Source organism: Paenibacillus sp. PCH8 (genome assembly GCF_002968835.1).
Taxonomy (GTDB): Bacteria; Bacillota; Bacilli; order Paenibacillales; family Paenibacillaceae; genus Paenibacillus.
The window spans coordinates 2085559-2101448 of the sequence record NZ_PKQK01000001.1 but is presented as its reverse complement, the minus strand read 5'-3'; the positions used below and the strand labels follow the sequence as shown (position 1 = coordinate 2101448).

Annotated in this window: 19 protein-coding genes and 1 other annotated feature (1 of these 20 running past the window's edge); of the genes, 1 reads left to right on the top strand and 18 read right to left on the bottom strand. The window is 46.8% G+C overall.

All coding sequences use genetic code 11. The annotated features are described in order from the left end of the window. Positions 1-46 (bottom strand) — a sequence feature (ribosomal protein L10 leader region); it reaches 102 nt to the left of the window's first position. A 68-nt stretch (positions 47-114) separates the two neighbouring features. The 15 genes from rplA to C0Q44_RS08965 form a co-directional block, all read right to left on the bottom strand. Further along, positions 115-807, bottom strand: a complete 693-nt coding sequence (gene rplA, locus C0Q44_RS09035; RefSeq protein WP_017692063.1) for a 50S ribosomal protein L1 — start codon at positions 805-807, stop codon at positions 115-117. Positions 808-901: 94 nt separating this feature from the next. Further along, the gene (gene rplK, locus C0Q44_RS09030) at positions 902-1327 is read right to left on the bottom strand and encodes a 50S ribosomal protein L11 (protein WP_056697655.1); all 426 of its coding nucleotides are present in this window, start codon (positions 1325-1327) and stop codon (positions 902-904) included. Between the two features lie 68 nt (positions 1328-1395). Next, on the bottom strand, positions 1396-1929 hold the full coding sequence (gene nusG, locus C0Q44_RS09025) for a transcription termination/antitermination protein NusG (protein WP_105406955.1): 534 nt from the start codon (positions 1927-1929) through the stop codon (positions 1396-1398). A 21-nt stretch (positions 1930-1950) separates the two neighbouring features. After that, a complete protein-coding gene (secE, locus tag C0Q44_RS09020; RefSeq protein WP_105406954.1) occupies positions 1951-2142 on the bottom strand; it encodes a preprotein translocase subunit SecE in 192 nt (63 codons plus the stop codon). A 20-nt stretch (positions 2143-2162) separates the two neighbouring features. Then, the gene (gene rpmG, locus C0Q44_RS09015) at positions 2163-2312 is read right to left on the bottom strand and encodes a 50S ribosomal protein L33 (RefSeq protein ID WP_072735843.1); all 150 of its coding nucleotides are present in this window, start codon (positions 2310-2312) and stop codon (positions 2163-2165) included. Positions 2313-2615: 303 nt separating this feature from the next. After that, a complete protein-coding gene (sigH, locus tag C0Q44_RS09010) occupies positions 2616-3260 on the bottom strand; it encodes an RNA polymerase sporulation sigma factor SigH (RefSeq protein WP_105406953.1) in 645 nt (214 codons plus the stop codon). Between the two features lie 171 nt (positions 3261-3431). After that, positions 3432-3953, bottom strand: coding sequence for an NYN domain-containing protein (locus tag C0Q44_RS09005; protein WP_105406952.1), 522 nt, complete (start codon positions 3951-3953; stop codon positions 3432-3434). 5 nt (positions 3954-3958) lie between these two features. Continuing rightward, on the bottom strand, positions 3959-4705 hold the full coding sequence (gene rlmB / locus C0Q44_RS09000; protein WP_105406951.1) for a 23S rRNA (guanosine(2251)-2'-O)-methyltransferase RlmB: 747 nt from the start codon (positions 4703-4705) through the stop codon (positions 3959-3961). A 43-nt stretch (positions 4706-4748) separates the two neighbouring features. Continuing rightward, positions 4749-5138 carry a Mini-ribonuclease 3 gene (locus tag C0Q44_RS08995; protein ID WP_308737396.1) on the bottom strand — a complete coding sequence of 130 codons (390 nt, stop codon included), beginning with the start codon at positions 5136-5138 and terminating at the stop codon, positions 4749-4751. Positions 5139-5260: 122 nt separating this feature from the next. After that, positions 5261-6661, bottom strand: coding sequence for a cysteine--tRNA ligase (gene cysS / locus C0Q44_RS08990; protein ID WP_105406950.1), 1401 nt, complete (start codon positions 6659-6661; stop codon positions 5261-5263). Positions 6662-6675: 14 nt separating this feature from the next. Continuing rightward, the gene (gene cysE / locus C0Q44_RS08985; protein WP_105406949.1) at positions 6676-7356 is read right to left on the bottom strand and encodes a serine O-acetyltransferase; all 681 of its coding nucleotides are present in this window, start codon (positions 7354-7356) and stop codon (positions 6676-6678) included. 534 nt (positions 7357-7890) lie between these two features. Continuing rightward, entirely contained in the window at positions 7891-9354 is a 1464-nt protein-coding gene (gene gltX / locus C0Q44_RS08980) for a glutamate--tRNA ligase (protein ID WP_105406948.1), read from the bottom strand. Between the two features lie 33 nt (positions 9355-9387). After that, complete coding sequence (gene ispF / locus C0Q44_RS08975) at positions 9388-9864, bottom strand: 2-C-methyl-D-erythritol 2,4-cyclodiphosphate synthase (protein WP_105406947.1); 477 nt, start codon at positions 9862-9864, stop codon at positions 9388-9390. Beyond that, positions 9861-10553 carry a 2-C-methyl-D-erythritol 4-phosphate cytidylyltransferase gene (gene ispD, locus C0Q44_RS08970; protein WP_105406946.1) on the bottom strand — a complete coding sequence of 231 codons (693 nt, stop codon included), beginning with the start codon at positions 10551-10553 and terminating at the stop codon, positions 9861-9863. The genes ispF and ispD overlap by 4 nt, the downstream gene beginning before the upstream one ends. An 82-nt stretch (positions 10554-10635) precedes the next feature. Further along, complete coding sequence (locus C0Q44_RS08965; RefSeq protein ID WP_105406945.1) at positions 10636-11721, bottom strand: PIN/TRAM domain-containing protein; 1086 nt, start codon at positions 11719-11721, stop codon at positions 10636-10638. 171 nt (positions 11722-11892) lie between these two features. Here C0Q44_RS08965 and C0Q44_RS08960 point away from each other — a divergent pair, with 171 nt between their 5' ends. Further along, the gene (locus C0Q44_RS08960) at positions 11893-12288 is read left to right on the top strand and encodes a nucleoside triphosphate pyrophosphohydrolase family protein (protein WP_105406944.1); all 396 of its coding nucleotides are present in this window, start codon (positions 11893-11895) and stop codon (positions 12286-12288) included. Positions 12289-12419: 131 nt separating this feature from the next. Here C0Q44_RS08960 and pssA read toward each other — a convergent pair whose 3' ends face one another. From pssA to radA, 3 genes are read right to left on the bottom strand one after another with little or no spacing between them, the layout of a single operon-like run. Further along, the gene (gene pssA / locus C0Q44_RS08955; RefSeq protein WP_105406943.1) at positions 12420-13151 is read right to left on the bottom strand and encodes a CDP-diacylglycerol--serine O-phosphatidyltransferase; all 732 of its coding nucleotides are present in this window, start codon (positions 13149-13151) and stop codon (positions 12420-12422) included. Between the two features lie 45 nt (positions 13152-13196). Further along, complete coding sequence (disA, locus tag C0Q44_RS08950) at positions 13197-14273, bottom strand: DNA integrity scanning diadenylate cyclase DisA (protein ID WP_063567410.1); 1077 nt, start codon at positions 14271-14273, stop codon at positions 13197-13199. A gap of 13 nt (positions 14274-14286) precedes the next feature. Further along, positions 14287-15654 (bottom strand): DNA repair protein RadA, encoded by a 1368-nt coding sequence (gene radA, locus C0Q44_RS08945; protein ID WP_105406942.1) that lies wholly within the window; start codon positions 15652-15654, stop codon positions 14287-14289. Positions 15655-15890 lie beyond the last annotated feature (236 nt).

The following is a 15890-nucleotide window of genomic DNA, read 5'->3' as shown; positions in this document are numbered from 1 at the left end:
TAAGCCAAATGGCACCTACTGTCTACGGCAAGCATATTCAAATGTCAACGGTCAGTCGCTCGGACTCACAACTTTTATATCTTATCAAAACAGGTCAAACCTGTCAAGAAAAAATTATCTAAAAGCTGCTGCGTTCACGCGTGCGCCAGGGCCCATCGTGGAAGAAAGACTAACATTCTTCAGATAAACACCTTTTGCTGCCGCCGGTTTAGCACGATTCAAAGCTTCCATGAGAGCTTTAAAGTTCTCATTTAGTTGCTCAGAAGAGAAAGAAGCTTTACCGATCGGTGCATGAATTTGACCTGCACGATCCAGACGATATTCGATTTTACCGGCTTTAATTTCTTGAACAGCCTTAGTTACATCGAAAGTTACCGTTCCGGCTTTAGGGTTAGGCATCAGACCTTTACCGCCGAGCAGTCGGCCCAATTTACCTACTTCACTCATCATATCTGGCGTCGCTACGCAGACGTCGAACTCGAACCAGCCTTGTTGGATTTTGTTGATCATGTCTGCATCACCAACATAGTCCGCGCCAGCCGCTTCCGCTTCTTTCGCTTTGTCACCTTTTGCAAATACCAATACGCGTTGTGTTTTACCTGTGCCGTGTGGCAAGACAACAACACCACGTACAGCCTGGTCTTGCTTACGAGGGTCTACACCCAAACGAACTGCTGCTTCGATGGTTTCATCGAATTTTGCAGTGGCTGCCTTTTTCACAAGCTCTACAGCTTCTGAAGGCTCGTAAGTTGCTTCGCTGTCAATCAGCTTAGCAGCTTCCAGGTATTTTTTACCGTGTTTAGCCATGTTTTATTCCTCCTTTGTGGTTTTAGCGGATATACCTCCCACATCAACCGGCCGCGAATCGACCGGCATTACGAAGCCATGTTTCTTGTGAAAATTAGTCTTCGATGGTGATACCCATGCTGCGGGCAGTACCTTCGACCATACGCATAGCGGACTCAACGTCTGCTGCATTCAGGTCAGGCATTTTTTGTTCTGCGATTTGACGTACCGCATCACGTTTAACAGTAGCAACTTTTTTCTTGTTCGGTTCGCCGGATCCTTTTTCAACTTTAGCTGCCACTTTCAACAGAACTGCTGCTGGTGGAGTTTTAGTGATGAAAGTAAAGGAGCGATCCTCGAACACAGAAATCTCAACTGGAATAATCAATCCCGCTTGATCAGCTGTACGAGCGTTGAATTCTTTACAGAATGCCATGATGTTGACACCTGCTTGACCCAAAGCCGGACCTACTGGTGGTGCTGGATTTGCTTTACCTGCTGGAATCTGCAGTTTTACCATTTTAATTACTTTTTTCGCCATGATTGACACCTCCTTGCAAAATAGTGGTTAACGGGCCTTTCAGCCCTCCCACAAGAAACTCGAAGATATTAAATCTTCTCCACTTGTGTGTATTCCAACTCAAGCGGCGTTTCCCGTCCAAACATGTTCACGTGCACTTTCAACTTGCTCTTGTCTACCAAAATTTCTTCCACGGAGCCCACAAAATTCGCAAAAGGACCGACTTTAATACGTACGGATTCCTTGATTTCGAATTCAATCTTCGGCTTAGGTTCAACCATACCCATGTGCTTCAGAATTTGTTCCACTTCTTCAGGCAACAAAGCAGTTGGTTTGGACCCAGAACCTGTCGAACCGACAAATCCTGTAACACCTGGTGTGTTGCGAACAACATACCAAGAGTCATCCGTCTGTACCATTTCCACCAAGACATATCCAGGGTAAACTTTACGCATGACGATTTTTTTCTTACCGTCTTTGTTCACCACTTCTTCTTCCATAGGAACAAGAACGCGGAATATCTTGTCTTCCATGCCCATGGACTCTACGCGTTTCTCCAAATTGGCTTTGACCTTATTCTCATACCCTGAATAGGTATGAACGACGTACCATCTTTTTTCCATATCAAGCCACCGGAACCCTTCTTAAATAATCGCTTCGATCACAAAGGAGATGCCAATGTCAATGACCCAAAAAAACAGCGTCATAACCACAACAGTACCAAGTACGATCAATGTGTAGTTGGTCAGCTCTTTACGATTAGGCCAGCGAACTTTTTTAAGTTCAGCCCAGCTTTCTGTGAAAAAGGAAATCAGAGATTTGAAACTTCGTTTCACGCCGACTACACCTCCAAAAACTATCTGGTTTCGCGATGAGAAGTCTGCTCGTTACAAAACTTGCAAAATTTCTTCATCTCCATGCGGTCGGGGTGATTACGCTTGTTTTTTGTCGTAGTGTAATTTCTTTGTTTGCAGTTAGTACAAGCCAAAGTAATAATTACCCGCATGATGTACACCTCCCGAAGACTTCCACATTCAAGCGGAGTCTCTAAATTGATCCTGAAAAAAAGCCATAAATTTAGGCCTACCTAAAACACTTTATCACAAGGGTATAACCATGTCAATGAAAGAATAGCCTTTCATCATTGGGTATTACTTCCGTGCATCGTACATTGGTTTCGCATCTCTGTTTTCCTCTTCTCCTGCATGGACCGAGCGATTACTAGTATAATCATTCTTACATTTTATAAACTTGAGACAATAAAAAAAGACTCAAACACCGAGCCTTTTCCGTCAACGACAACATCTGTTTAATTATCTCGAACTTCCAGGTACTTTTCAAGTTTGCGCTTAACGCGCTGAAGTGCATTATCAATGGACTTCACATGTCTGTCCAAATCTACTGCAATCTCTTGATAAGATCTCCCGTCCAGATACAACATCAATACTTTACGTTCCAGTTCACTCAGAATCTCGGACATCTTATCTTCCAGGCCCACAAACTCTTCCTGATTGATGATAAGTTCTTCCGGATCACTGACCTGGGTTCCACAAATCACATCGAGTAACGTACGATCAGATTCTTCGTCATAAATAGGCTTGTCCAGAGATACATAAGAATTAAGCGGAATGTGCTTCTGACGTGTTGCCGTCTTAATCGCCGTAATGATCTGTCTCGTAATACACAGTTCAGCAAAGGCTTTAAACGAAGCCAACTTGTCCCCTTTGAAATCTCGAATGGATTTATAAAGGCCAATCATTCCTTCTTGAATAATATCTTCCCGGTCTGCCCCAATCAGAAAATAAGATCTTGCCTTGGCGCGTACAAAGTTACGATATTTGTTAATCAAAAACTCTAACGCTTCGCTTTCGCCTTCACGGAAAGCTTCGACAATGTCTTCGTCACTTTGGTAATCATACTTAGATAACATGATATCTTTGAGGTCGACACTCACAGACAATCCCTCCGGCTGCAACGCAAGGTACCCCGTTACTCTACTCTATGAAATATACGCTCAGTATATATGATGGTACCTCACACCGTCAACCACGCTCTGCCTAAAAAAGAACATCAATAACATAATTGTCAAGAGTTTCAATATTCTAAATTTTGTAAAAGCGAACGGTTATTCCCGTCTCCAACGTTCAAACTGTTTCAATACTTCCGGGCTTAACTTGCCCCCGAGTGTATTACGCGTTTTCTTAGCCTGATCTTCTTCCAGACGTTTCTTTAATTCTTTTTCGTTCTGCTCTACTTCAATCAGCAATTCTCTCGCAGATATACGCAGCGCTCCCTGTCCAAAGATGACATGTTGCTCTACCATATCGCTTGTAGCTACATAAATTTGGCGTCTTCGCATGCTTAGTTCCCGAACGAGTCTCTCAATGCATTCGTCTGCCGTCTCTTTTTCCTTTGTAAAATAGATCTGCACTTTGCTCTGTGTAAAGGATTTACCGAGTCCAGGCACGAGGTAGGCGTCAAACACAACAATGACTCGCCGGCCGGAGAAAGCCTGGTAGTCAGCGAGACGAAAGAGAAGCCTGTTACGCGCCTCTTCGAGTCCACTCACCGCCAGTCTGGTTAATTCCGGCCAGTCGCCAATCATGTTGTACCCGTCTACAAGAAGCACATCACGGGAATCAGCCATACCTTCTATTCCTGTGCTTGACGCGAGCGGAGCACTTCATACATGACAACACCCGCTGCTACGGAAGCATTCAGGGAATTTATCTGACCTTGCATCGGTAATTTGATCAGTACATCGCATTTTTCGCGAATGAGTCGACCCATTCCTTTATTTTCGTTCCCGATTACGAGTGCAACAGGGCCAGTAAAGACTCCGTTACCAAAGACAGCTTCATGAGCAGTGACATCTGTCCCCACAACCCATACGCCCTCTTCTTTGAGACGATCAATGGTCTGTCCAAGATTACTTACACGAGCTACTGGTACGTACTCAACAGCGCCTGCTGACGTTTTGGATACCGTCACGGTTACTGCTGCTGAGCGACGTTTGGGTACAATAACCCCATGCGCTCCTGTGCAGTCTGCTGTCCGCAAAATCGACCCCAGATTATGCGGGTCTTCAATCTCATCCAGCAGAATGAGGAAAGGATTCTCATTCTTCGCTTTTGCTGCGGCAAGAATGTCTTCTACCTCTACATAAGCGTAGGGTGCCGCTTGTGCCACTACCCCTTGATGCTGAATGCCTGGGACCGTTTGATCCAATTTGCGCTTGTCCACGTGTTGGATGACAATACCGAGTTTTTTGGCTTCCGAGATAATAGGTTGAGTCAGATGTTTCTGTGCTGTATCGGCAATCCATATTTTATTAATGGTCCGGCCTGAACGCAGCGCCTCCGTCACGGAGTGTTTACCGGCGATCCATTCTTCTTCCATCGTTGTTCGATCCTCTCTGTACTGCCTTGTTTTGTTGAAATTTCTATTTTTTTGTCGGCGATGGCGATTGTTGTTCCGCATACTCTATGCCAAGTCCAATCAGTTCAATCATGCGATCATGACGACCACTGCTGTAGAGGTAACCAATCAGACACTCCAACGCCGTGGCATGTCTGTACTCCAATACATCTGCATTTTTGGGAATACTACCTGACTTGGCATTCCGCCCTTGCCGGACAATGTCCCATTCTTCTTCTGTCAATTCAGCCTCAATGCTTGTAAGAATGCGGCTCTGTGCCTTCGCTGATACCAAGCCGGTCGCACTTCGATGTAGATGATTGGGACGCATGTTGGCTTTCGACAAAAGATACTGACGAACAGCTACCTCATATACCGCATCACCAATATAGGCCAGCGCAATGGGAGGAATCAACCTTGCAGGTCTGGAAGGGGGATAGGGGAACCATCCTCCCTCAGTGACCTGCTCCGGTTGTTTTTTTGTATTTTGATCTTTCAGCTCGACAGATTCAGACAATTTATTTGAATGTCCTTCGTTCATTTGCGTCGCCATCTCATCCCCTGCGCTGTATCCTCAAGCAGAATACCACGTGCAGACAGTTCATCCCGAATCTCATCCGCTCGTGCCCAGTTTTTGGACTTGCGAGCTTCTACACGTTCTTCAATCAGACACTCCACTTCCTCATCCAAAAGTTCCGTTTCTGCGTCAGTATAGATACGTAATACAGCGTTCAGCTCATTAAACAGTTCCAGAAGCGCACGAATCGCTGCGGCATTAACAACTTCCTGCTGTAACAGTTGGTTGGCTTCCCCTGCCCACTCAAACATAGCTGTAATCGCATCAGGTGTATTGAAATCATCCTGCATTTTCTCATGATACTGTTGACGGATCTGATCAAGTTTAGCTGCAAACTCAGCAGATATATTCTGGTCCACGGTCACGGCCTGCAGACGATGGTTTAGGTTCACTACAGCATTACCAATGCGATCCACACTGTTCTGTGCCTGCTCCATCGTATCATCTGTGAAGTTCAATGGATTACGATAGTGGGTAGACAGCATGAAATAACGAATAGCTTCCCTTTTATATTGATTCCGCAAATCTTTAACCAGTACACCGTTACCGAGCGATTTCGACATTTTCTCGTTATCGATTCGGATGAATCCATTATGCATCCAGTAGTTGGCAAGAGGTTTACCTGTTAGCACTTCAGATTGCGCGCATTCGCACTCATGGTGTGGGAACTGCAGATCCTGTCCACCACCGTGGATATCCAGCGTATCCCCCAGATACTCCCGTGCCATGGCCGAGCATTCGATATGCCAACCCGGTCTGCCATCGCCCCAAGGACTGGACCAATAGATCTCGCCGGGTTTAGCAGCCTTCCAGAGTACGAAATCTTCGGGATGTTCTTTACGCTCGTCCACACCTACACGGATTCCGAATTGCAGTTCCTGCAGGTTTTGTTTCGAAAGTTTACCATACTCGCTGAATTTGCCTGTACGGTAATAGACATCACCGCCATTTTCATATGCGAATCCTTTTTCAACCAACTCACGGATAATATCAATAATGAGCGGCATGTTTTCCGTTACTCTTGGATTGCTGCTTGCCTTTGGAATCCCCAATCCTTCAAGGTCCTCATAATAGGCTGCAATAAATTTCTCCGCTACATGAGGCACATCTGTTCCAAGTTGTTCTGCTTTGCGAATCAGCTTGTCGTCCACATCCGTGAAGTTCACCACATAGTTCACTTCATGTCCTATCTGTTCCAGGTAACCGCGAACCGTGTCGAAAAAGATGACCGGGCGTGCATTCCCAATATGAATGTAGTCATATACCGTTGGTCCACACACATACATTTTTACTTTCCCTGGTTCCTGAGGAACAAAGTTCTCTTTTGTACGACTCATTGTATTATAAATCTGAAGCGTCATGGTCACTTATCCTTTCATCCTATACTTCCTTTATTTATTGTATCACGTGAGGTCTCGTTTTCTCGGGCATCATGCAGTGTACGTACTTCCTCCCGCAATCGTTCGATCTCACGTTGCATGTTACGTAAGGAGTCAATAACTGGATCGGGCATCTGTTGATTCAAGCGATCCACCCGCCGACCGTCTTGTTTAACGATTCTGCCGGGTATGCCCACTACCGTGCTATTCGCTGGAACTTCTTTAAGTACAACGGAATTGGCACCAATATTGCATTGATCCCCCACGCTAAATGAACCGAGCACCTTGGCTCCAGATGAAATAACCACATTATTGCCAATGGTCGGATGTCTCTTTCCTTTTTCTTTCCCTGTTCCGCCAAGTGTAACCCCCTGATAGATGACAACATCATCACCAATCTCACACGTTTCTCCAATAACGACGCCCATTCCATGGTCAATAAACAATCGATTTCCGATGGTCGCCCCAGGATGTATCTCAATTCCTGTCATAAAACGACTGACCTGCGAAATGAACCGGGCAACCGAGAACCATCTTCGCTTGTATAAAAAATGTGCGGTCCGGTGTGCCCATATCGCATGCAACCCTGAGTAGGTAAATACCACCTCAAACCATCCTCGGGCTGCGGGATCGTTCTCGAACACCGCCTGGATATCTGATTTGATCTTCTTGAACATGATCGTTCCCCTCTTGTTCAGGTCCTCGTCCTCCGGCTTACCGGACGGCGTGTTCCTTGGTAGTGTACTGCACACTCGCCTAAACAGAAAACGCCCCTGCAGCTGTTAAAGCTGCAGAGGCGTTTATCGCGGTCCCACTCTGCTCGGTTCATTCTCAAATAGAATAAGCCCTCAAGCGGTTTGGTAACGGAAACCAATCGTCACAACCTATCCTAACGTTCTCCTTTGTCATACTCGACAACGGCGGGGCTGGATTCGGCTGTGCAGCTCACGGGCGCATTTCGACTGATGGACAGTGGATGGCTCACAGCCACCGCAACCAAAGATTAATTCCTTTGCAACGGGGCCATCCTCTCTGAATCTGTCCGGGGCAGTCTACTCCTCCCGGTCTTTGCTGTTCTATTAGATAAATCATATCATTTAATCGTTGTGTTGTTATTATAGCGAAAAGGCCTGAGACTGACAACAGCCATTGCCTCGTATCCAAACAAAATAATCTGTGATTACCGTAGCCTATTAACTGGACGACTCGAATTATGCACCTTTAACTTGAGCAAGCAAACGTTCGATAACCGTATCACGGCCAAGCAAGACGATGGTTTGATTCAGATCACGTCCATGTGTCTGTCCGGTCAAGGCTACACGGATGGGCATAAAGAGCTGTTTGCCCTTAAAGCCGGTTTCCTTCTGTACTTCCTTAATTAACGCAGCCATTTTGCTTGGCGTGAACTCTTCACTGGCCTGCACTTTATCGGCAAAAGCCTTCAGCACCGTTGGAACCTGCTCTTCAGCAAGAACTGCTGCTCCTTCAGATTCCAGCTCCAGCTCCGGACGGAAGAAAACTTCCGACAATTCAACGATATCCGATGCCGAATTCATCTGCTCTTGATAGAGGTGAACCAATGTATGCGCCCATTCTTTTTGTTCCGCAGACAGTTCGGAAGGCAGCCGTCCGGCCTTTTGCAGTTGTGGAATCGCCATTTCAGCAATGCGCTCCGGGTCAGCGTGTTTGATATAATGATTATTCAAGTGAGCCAGTTTGTGGGTATCAAATACCGCCGGGCTCTTGGATAAACGTTTGGTATCAAAAATGGAGATCAGTTGCTCTTGCGAGAAGATCTCTTCTTCCCCTTCCGGCGACCAGCCGAGCAAGGAAATGAAGTTGAACATCGCTTCAGGCAAATAGCCGAGTTGATCATACTGCTCAATAAACTGAATCACGGATTCATCCCGTTTGCTCAGCTTTTTGTGATTTTCATTCACGATCAGCGTCATATGACCGAATTGCGGCGGCTCCCAGCCGAGCGCTTCATAGATCATCAGTTGGCGCGGCGTATTCGAGATGTGATCTTCCCCACGCAGGACGTGGGAGATCTTCATCAAGTGATCGTCCACAGCAACAGCATAGTTGTATGTGGGAATGCCGTCCTTTTTCACAATGACGAAGTCGCCGGATTCCTTGCTATTAAACGAAATTGTGCCTTTAACCATATCATCGAACGTATATATACGCTCTTCCGGTACACGGAAACGAATACTCGCTACGCGGCCTTCCGCTTCCAAAGCACTGCATTGTTCCGGTGTCAGATCCCGATGTTTACCTGAATAACGCGGGGTTTCCCCACGGGATGTTTGCTCTTCACGTTCTTGCTCCAGCTCTTCTTCCGTACAGTAACAGTGGTACGCCAGACCTTTATCCAACAATTCTTGCGTATATTTACGATAGAGATCCAGACGTTCCGTTTGACGATAGGGTCCGTATTCTCCGCCTACATCAATACTCTCGTCCCACTCAATTCCGAGCCATTTCAAGTATTTCAGCTGGCTTTCTTCCCCACCGGCAATGTTCCGTTTAACGTCCGTATCTTCAATACGAATAATAAATTTCCCGTTATTATGTTTGGCATACAAATAGTTAAACAGCGCCGTACGGGCATTCCCGATATGCAGATGTCCCGTTGGGCTCGGCGCGTAACGCACACGAATTTCCGTGCTCATATGATCCCCTCCGTCACGAATTGGTTGATGATATTATACTCGTACAAGGCACACAACGGATTGAGCGGCAATTCCCTCTCCCCGTCCCGGGAATCCCAGCTGCTCTGTTGTTGTTGCCTTCACGTTCACCTGAGTTACATCCGCTTCCAGCGCCTTGGCAATCACCTCAGCCATCTGTGGGATGTAAGGAGCCATCTTCGGCTGCTGAGCAATAATGGTTGAATCGATATTACCCAAACGGTATCCGCGATCCTTCACCAGTTGCCACACATGCTCCAGCAATTTCAGACTGTCGGCATCCTTGAATTCCGGATCGGTATCCGGGAAGTGTTTCCCGATATCACCAAGTGCCAGCGCACCCAGAATGGCATCACTAATCGCATGCAACAGCACGTCTGCATCCGAGTGACCCAGCAGTCCCTTTTCATAAGGAATCGTTACTCCGCCAATAATGCACGGACGTCCCTCCACCAGTTGGTGTACATCAAATCCTTGTCCTACACGTATCATCGCTTCTTCTCTCCCCTCAGCAAAAATGTAGCGTATTCCAAATCTTCCGGCGTTGTTAATTTGATATTCGTATAATTGCCTTCCACGACCTTGACTGACATGCCCTGACGTTCAGCCAGCATGGCGTCATCCGTCCCCAGAAATCCGTCCTGTTCAGCTGATTCGTAGGCGAAAAGCAGGGAAGAAAGACGAAAAGCCTGCGGGGTTTGAATGCTCCACAGACTGCTGCGTTCTGGCGTCGCCGTAACGATGCCTTCCGCATTCACTTGTTTGATCGTATCCTTCACTGGTACGGCCAGCACAGCTGCTCCGCCGGATATGGCGGCCTGCATGCATCCCGTGATCTGCTCATGGTTCACAAAAGGACGTACCCCGTCGTGAACGAGAACCCAATCCGTCTCAAGCAACTTCAGGCCTTTATGGACAGAATGTTGTCTCTCTTTCCCACCGGGGATGACACGCACACGTGACTCCAGTTGGTATTCTTTTACCCAATCCAGGCAACGTTCAACATCTGCGGCTCCAGTGACCAGCACGATCTCGCGGATCTCGTCCAGCGCAGCAAATACTTCAAGCGTATGTATGAAAACGGGCTTGTCCTGCAGCAACAGAAACTGTTTGCTCTCGGTCGTCCCCATCCGGGTTCCGCGACCTGCTGCCACAATGACAACGCCCCACCCTTTATCCATGCCGCAATCCCTGCCTTGTCTGTCAGTTTATCGTTCTGTGATATTAAATATCGTGAAACGATACACTACCCATCATACCGCTTTATTGGGCTTTTTCCAACAGTTTCGGCTTGGCAAAAATCATTCGTCCCGCAGATGTCTGCAGTACACTGGTCACCAGCACTTCCATCATCATGCCAATATACTCGCGTCCACCTTCCACAACGATCATTGTGCCATCATCCAGATAGGCTACACCTTGACCGTGCTCTTTGCCATCCTTGATGATCTGTACCATGATCTCCTCACCCGGCAGAACAACTGGCTTGACTGCATTGGCCAGATCATTGATGTTCAGCACAGACACACCCTGGAGTTCACACACCTTGTTCAGGTTAAAGTCATTGGTTACCACTTTGCCCTGAAGCACTTTAGCCAGTTTAACCAGTTTGCTGTCTACCTCGGAAATTTCCTCAAAATCCCCTTCGTAGATTAAAACTTTCACATCGAGTTCCTTCTGGATTTTGTTCAAAATGTCCAGTCCGCGCCGTCCTCTGTTCCGCTTGAGCAGGTCCGATGAATCAGCAATATGCTGAAGCTCCTCCAGAACGAATTCCGGAATCACAATTGTGCCTTCAATAAACCCGGTTTTGCATATATCAGCGATGCGCCCATCAATGATTACACTGGTATCCAGAATCTTATGTTCTTCGATCCGTCTATCCTCGTCCACCTCAGGGTGACCCCACCTTCCAGACATCCAGAAGGCCGCCAGATCGTCTCTCTTCGCCATGGCAAGGGCATAACCGAAATAGCTACTTACGACCGTGAGCGCCACTTGCAGCACTTCTCCTGCTGTACCCAGCCATGCTACACAAGGATACAGCAACAAAGCCACCAGTAATCCCGAAACGATCCCGACTGCTCCTGCTGCCAATTCATTCATAGGTATCTTTGCCAATGAATCGATTCCACTGTTCAGCCTGGTCGCCATCAATGTTCCACCAATATTACATAGGGACATAAACAGTACAGCTCCCAGTAGCGTCGATATACCAGCCCCCACTAATCCTGCTGACTGAATCCATTCTGCCATCCATGGAATTGATTTTCCTGCCAGATGATATGCCGTGTAGCCGAACCATGCACCGCACAATCCTGTAAAAGTTAAAATGCCTTTTTTCCACATAAGTCTGCACCTCCTTCAATGTATCTCAATCTTTATATCCAGTATGATCCAATTGTTGAATTGCTAATCCCATCTGAAAGAACTTTTTGGAAATGTTGCAATCGTCAGTTGAAAGTAGGTAAATTATTGGCATATAATGAATTCAATTCATATCCCGAGGTGAGTGGCCAAATGAGTACGCTAAGTTTACAGGCTTTCCAGGATCAAGTTTCTGAACTGTTGCTGCGTCATCGCAGCCTGATTGATGTATTGTCCAAAACCGGACAAGCAGGAGCTTCCGTTAACCGTGCCGTGTCCAAAGCCATTACCGAATGCGGTTGTATCGAGCTGCACGCCACCAAGCAGAAATATCCCCCGGAGAGCGATATCGCTCAATCCAAAGGCCTGCTCGAAACGCATGTGGAAGGTGAATTGTGCGAGAATTGCAAGGAGGTTATTAGCTCTGAACTGGGGCGGAACCTGTTCTATATGTCAGCTCTCTGCAATCTGCTGGACATCAACATGGAAGAGGTCGTGAATCACGAATCACAGAAGTGTTCGACGTTAGGGATGTTTAATCTGTCGTAAGAAGATATGTAGTCGTTCGTAAGGGTTTCTTTTACCGTAAATAGATCCGAATAAGCAAAAAGCACGCATTCTCCTATTCAGGAGCCTACGTGCTTTCTTTGTGTTGTGTCTGTCCCGATGTCCAGTGTTACTTAACGATCAGAAGAACGGGAGGATTTCTCATCCTTGCGCTTTTTGGCTCGACTACGCGAGGCCGCCGTCCGCATATTATGCTTCATACCATACAACGCATATAACACCAGCGGAATAAAGATCAATTTGGATAACTGCTCTGGGAAAATAACAGCAACGGCTATCGCAAATAACACAACCCATGGTGCAATCCAGATTGCCTTACGCGGCAAACCAACTTTTTTGAAGTTGGGATATTTAAGCGAACTCACCATTAAATACGATAACAGCAACGTAGCAATCATCATGCTGATCGGGCCGATATCCTTGTTGAACAAGGATAGTGTAGCCAGAACTCCGCCGGCTGCCGGTATTGGCAGACCTGTGAAGTACCCGGGAATTCCGGGACGAACGTTAAACCGTGCAAGACGGATAGCTCCACAGATCGGAAAAGCAGCTGTTGCAATCCATGCGAGCATCGGCATCGAATCTTGAAATGACACCATAAATATGATCAGGGCTGGTGCCGCACCAAAAGAAACCATGTCAGACAAGGAATCCAGTTCTTTGCCGAATTCACTTTGGGCATTGAGCGCACGTGCCACCCTGCCATCCAGACCATCCAGCAGCATCGCTACAATGACCATAATGGCAGCCAAACTGTAATTCCCATCAATTGCAAGCAAAATTGCCATCATTCCAAGAAACAGATTACCCAGGGTAAAGAGATTCGGAATGAATCTGGTTAGCATCGTTGTTTCACCTCATCCATTTCAAGCCTTTATATAGGCAAACCCTTACATCTGTCTGTCGATAAACATTTGCTCCTGCAAACGTTTGAGGCCTTCCTTAATGGTTCGAGCACGAACTTCACCAATACCATCCACTTCGTCCAGTTCCTCAATCGTAGCCATAATCACATGAGGCAATTGTTCGAATTGATCGACCAGGTTATGGATAATGACATTAGGCAGGCGGGGGATCTTATTTAATACCCGGTATCCGCGAGGGGCAACCGAATCCTCTGAAGTAGCCGCTGATGAAGGGTAGCCGAGCAGACGAACAATATGATGTGCATCCAGCAATTCATCATCCGACAATCTTTTCAGTCCCACGATAATTTCACGGATTTTGTCATCACTGTCGTCACGGGCATAATCTTTGTACAGCAACCAGGCTTCTTCTTCTGTTGTACCTACAAGCTCTTCCATTTGCATGGAAATAAGTCGTCCCTCATTACCAAGTTCATGAATGTATCGTTTGATTTCCGTTTTGATCCGCATCACCATCTCTGTACGCTGAATTACATTCACCACTTCCGGAATCGTTACCAACTCCTCAAATTCAGCGGCACTCAGATTCGTAAGAGACTGTGTTAAGACTGCCTTATATTTCTCCAGAGTTTGAATTGCTTGATTCGCTTTGGTCAGAATAACCCCGATTTCCTTGAGGGAATAACGAAGGGTTCCCTGGTACAGGGTAATGATATTTCGGCGCTGTGATATGGATACGACCAATTTACCCGTTTGCTTCGCTACACGCTCTGCCGTCCGGTGACGAATCCCGGTCTCTGATGAAGAGATGGAGGAGTCCGGGATTAGTTGGGTATTCGCGTACAGAATACGCTTCAAATCCTCGCTAAGGATAATGGCACCATCCATCTTGGCGAGTTCATACAGATAGTTCGGGGAGAAATCACAGTTAATCGAGAATCCCCCATCTACCACTTCCATTACTTCAGGGCTGTATCCTACAACAAGCAGTGCGCCCGTCTTGGCGCGCAGCACATTTTCCAGACCTTCGCGGAAAGGTGTACCTGGTGCGATCAGCCTTAACAATTCATTCATATTATCCAGTTGGCTCGAATCTTTCATCTTGTTATGCCCCCTAATCTAAAGCAACCGCTAGTGCATCTGCCACGGTATTAACACCGATCAGTTGTATCCCGCGAGGATGTTTCCAGCCCTTTAAGCTTTTTTCTGGTAAAATGACTCGTTTGAAACCTAGTTTCGCAGCTTCTTTCACTCGTTGTTCGGCCCGTGATACGGCTCGAACCTCACCCGTCAGACCGATCTCGCCAAATATGACATCATCAGGCTTGGTCGGTACATCTCTCAAACTGGATGCAATGCAGACCGCAACCGCCAAATCTACAGCGGGCTCATCCAGCCTTACACCCCCGGCCACATTCAGATATGCATCCTGGGTCTGCAAAAACATCCCCATTCGCTTCTCCAACACAGCAATAATCAGGTTTAATCGATGAAGGTCTATTCCTGTTGCCATACGACGAGGTGAAGGGAAATGTGTGGTTGAGATCAATGCCTGCAACTCGACCAGCATCGGACGAGTCCCCTCCATACTGGCAACCACCGTAGAACCCGCTACACCAAGTGGACGTTCTGACAAAAAGAGTTCAGATGGATTGCCTACCTCACGAAGTCCCTCTTCGCCCATCTCAAAAATACCAATCTCATTGGTGGAACCAAAGCGGTTCTTCACCGCACGCAACAACCGATACGTATGATGTCGCTCTCCTTCAAAATAAAGAACACAGTCCACCATATGTTCCAACATACGTGGGCCGGCGATGGCGCCTTCTTTGGTAACATGCCCCACAAGAACCGTTGCAATGCCTCTGCCCTTGGCAATCCGCATGAACCTTGACGTACATTCCCTTACCTGTGCTACACTACCCGGCGCACTGGTAACTTCGGGCAAATATACCGTCTGGATGGAGTCGATGACAAGAAAATGCGGCTGGATCTGATCCACCGCTTCCTCTACACGTTCCATGTTGGTTTCACACAATACATATAACTCGGCAGAGAGTGCGCCGAGACGATCCGCCCGCAACTTCGTTTGCTTGACCGATTCCTCACCTGATACATATAACACACGCAAACCTGAATGCGTCAAAGCATGTGATGTCTGCAACATCAACGTTGATTTACCGATACCTGGATCTCCGCCCACCAGAACGAGAGAACCTGGAACGATTCCACCACCCAATACTCGGTTCAACTCTCCGATTCCAGTCTGTACACGCGGTTCCTGACCGCTATCTATATCTATGATAGGAAGCGGTTTATCTTTACTGTCATACAGGGGAGAATTTCTCCCTTGTGTTTTGACCACCGTCTCTGTTTCTTCTATCATTGAATTCCATGACTGACAACCCGGACATTTCCCTAACCACTTGGGGGCTTCATAGCCGCATTCCGTACATTGAAACTTGGTTTTAACTTTGGCCACTTCAGCACTCCTAAGATTTATTTTATAACAGCATATAGCATTATTCGACGAATTTTGCCTGAACTCCCTAACATACAGGGTTAATAAAAGTTTACCATTGTTTGAGATTTTTCGTAAAGGATTATCGCAAACTTTACACAGGTTCCTGAACTAATCATGTCTGTCTTCTGTCCAAAGTGCAAAAAATCCTTCCCGGCCGAAGCCAAGAAGGATTAAGGATAAACACAAGCTGGTGT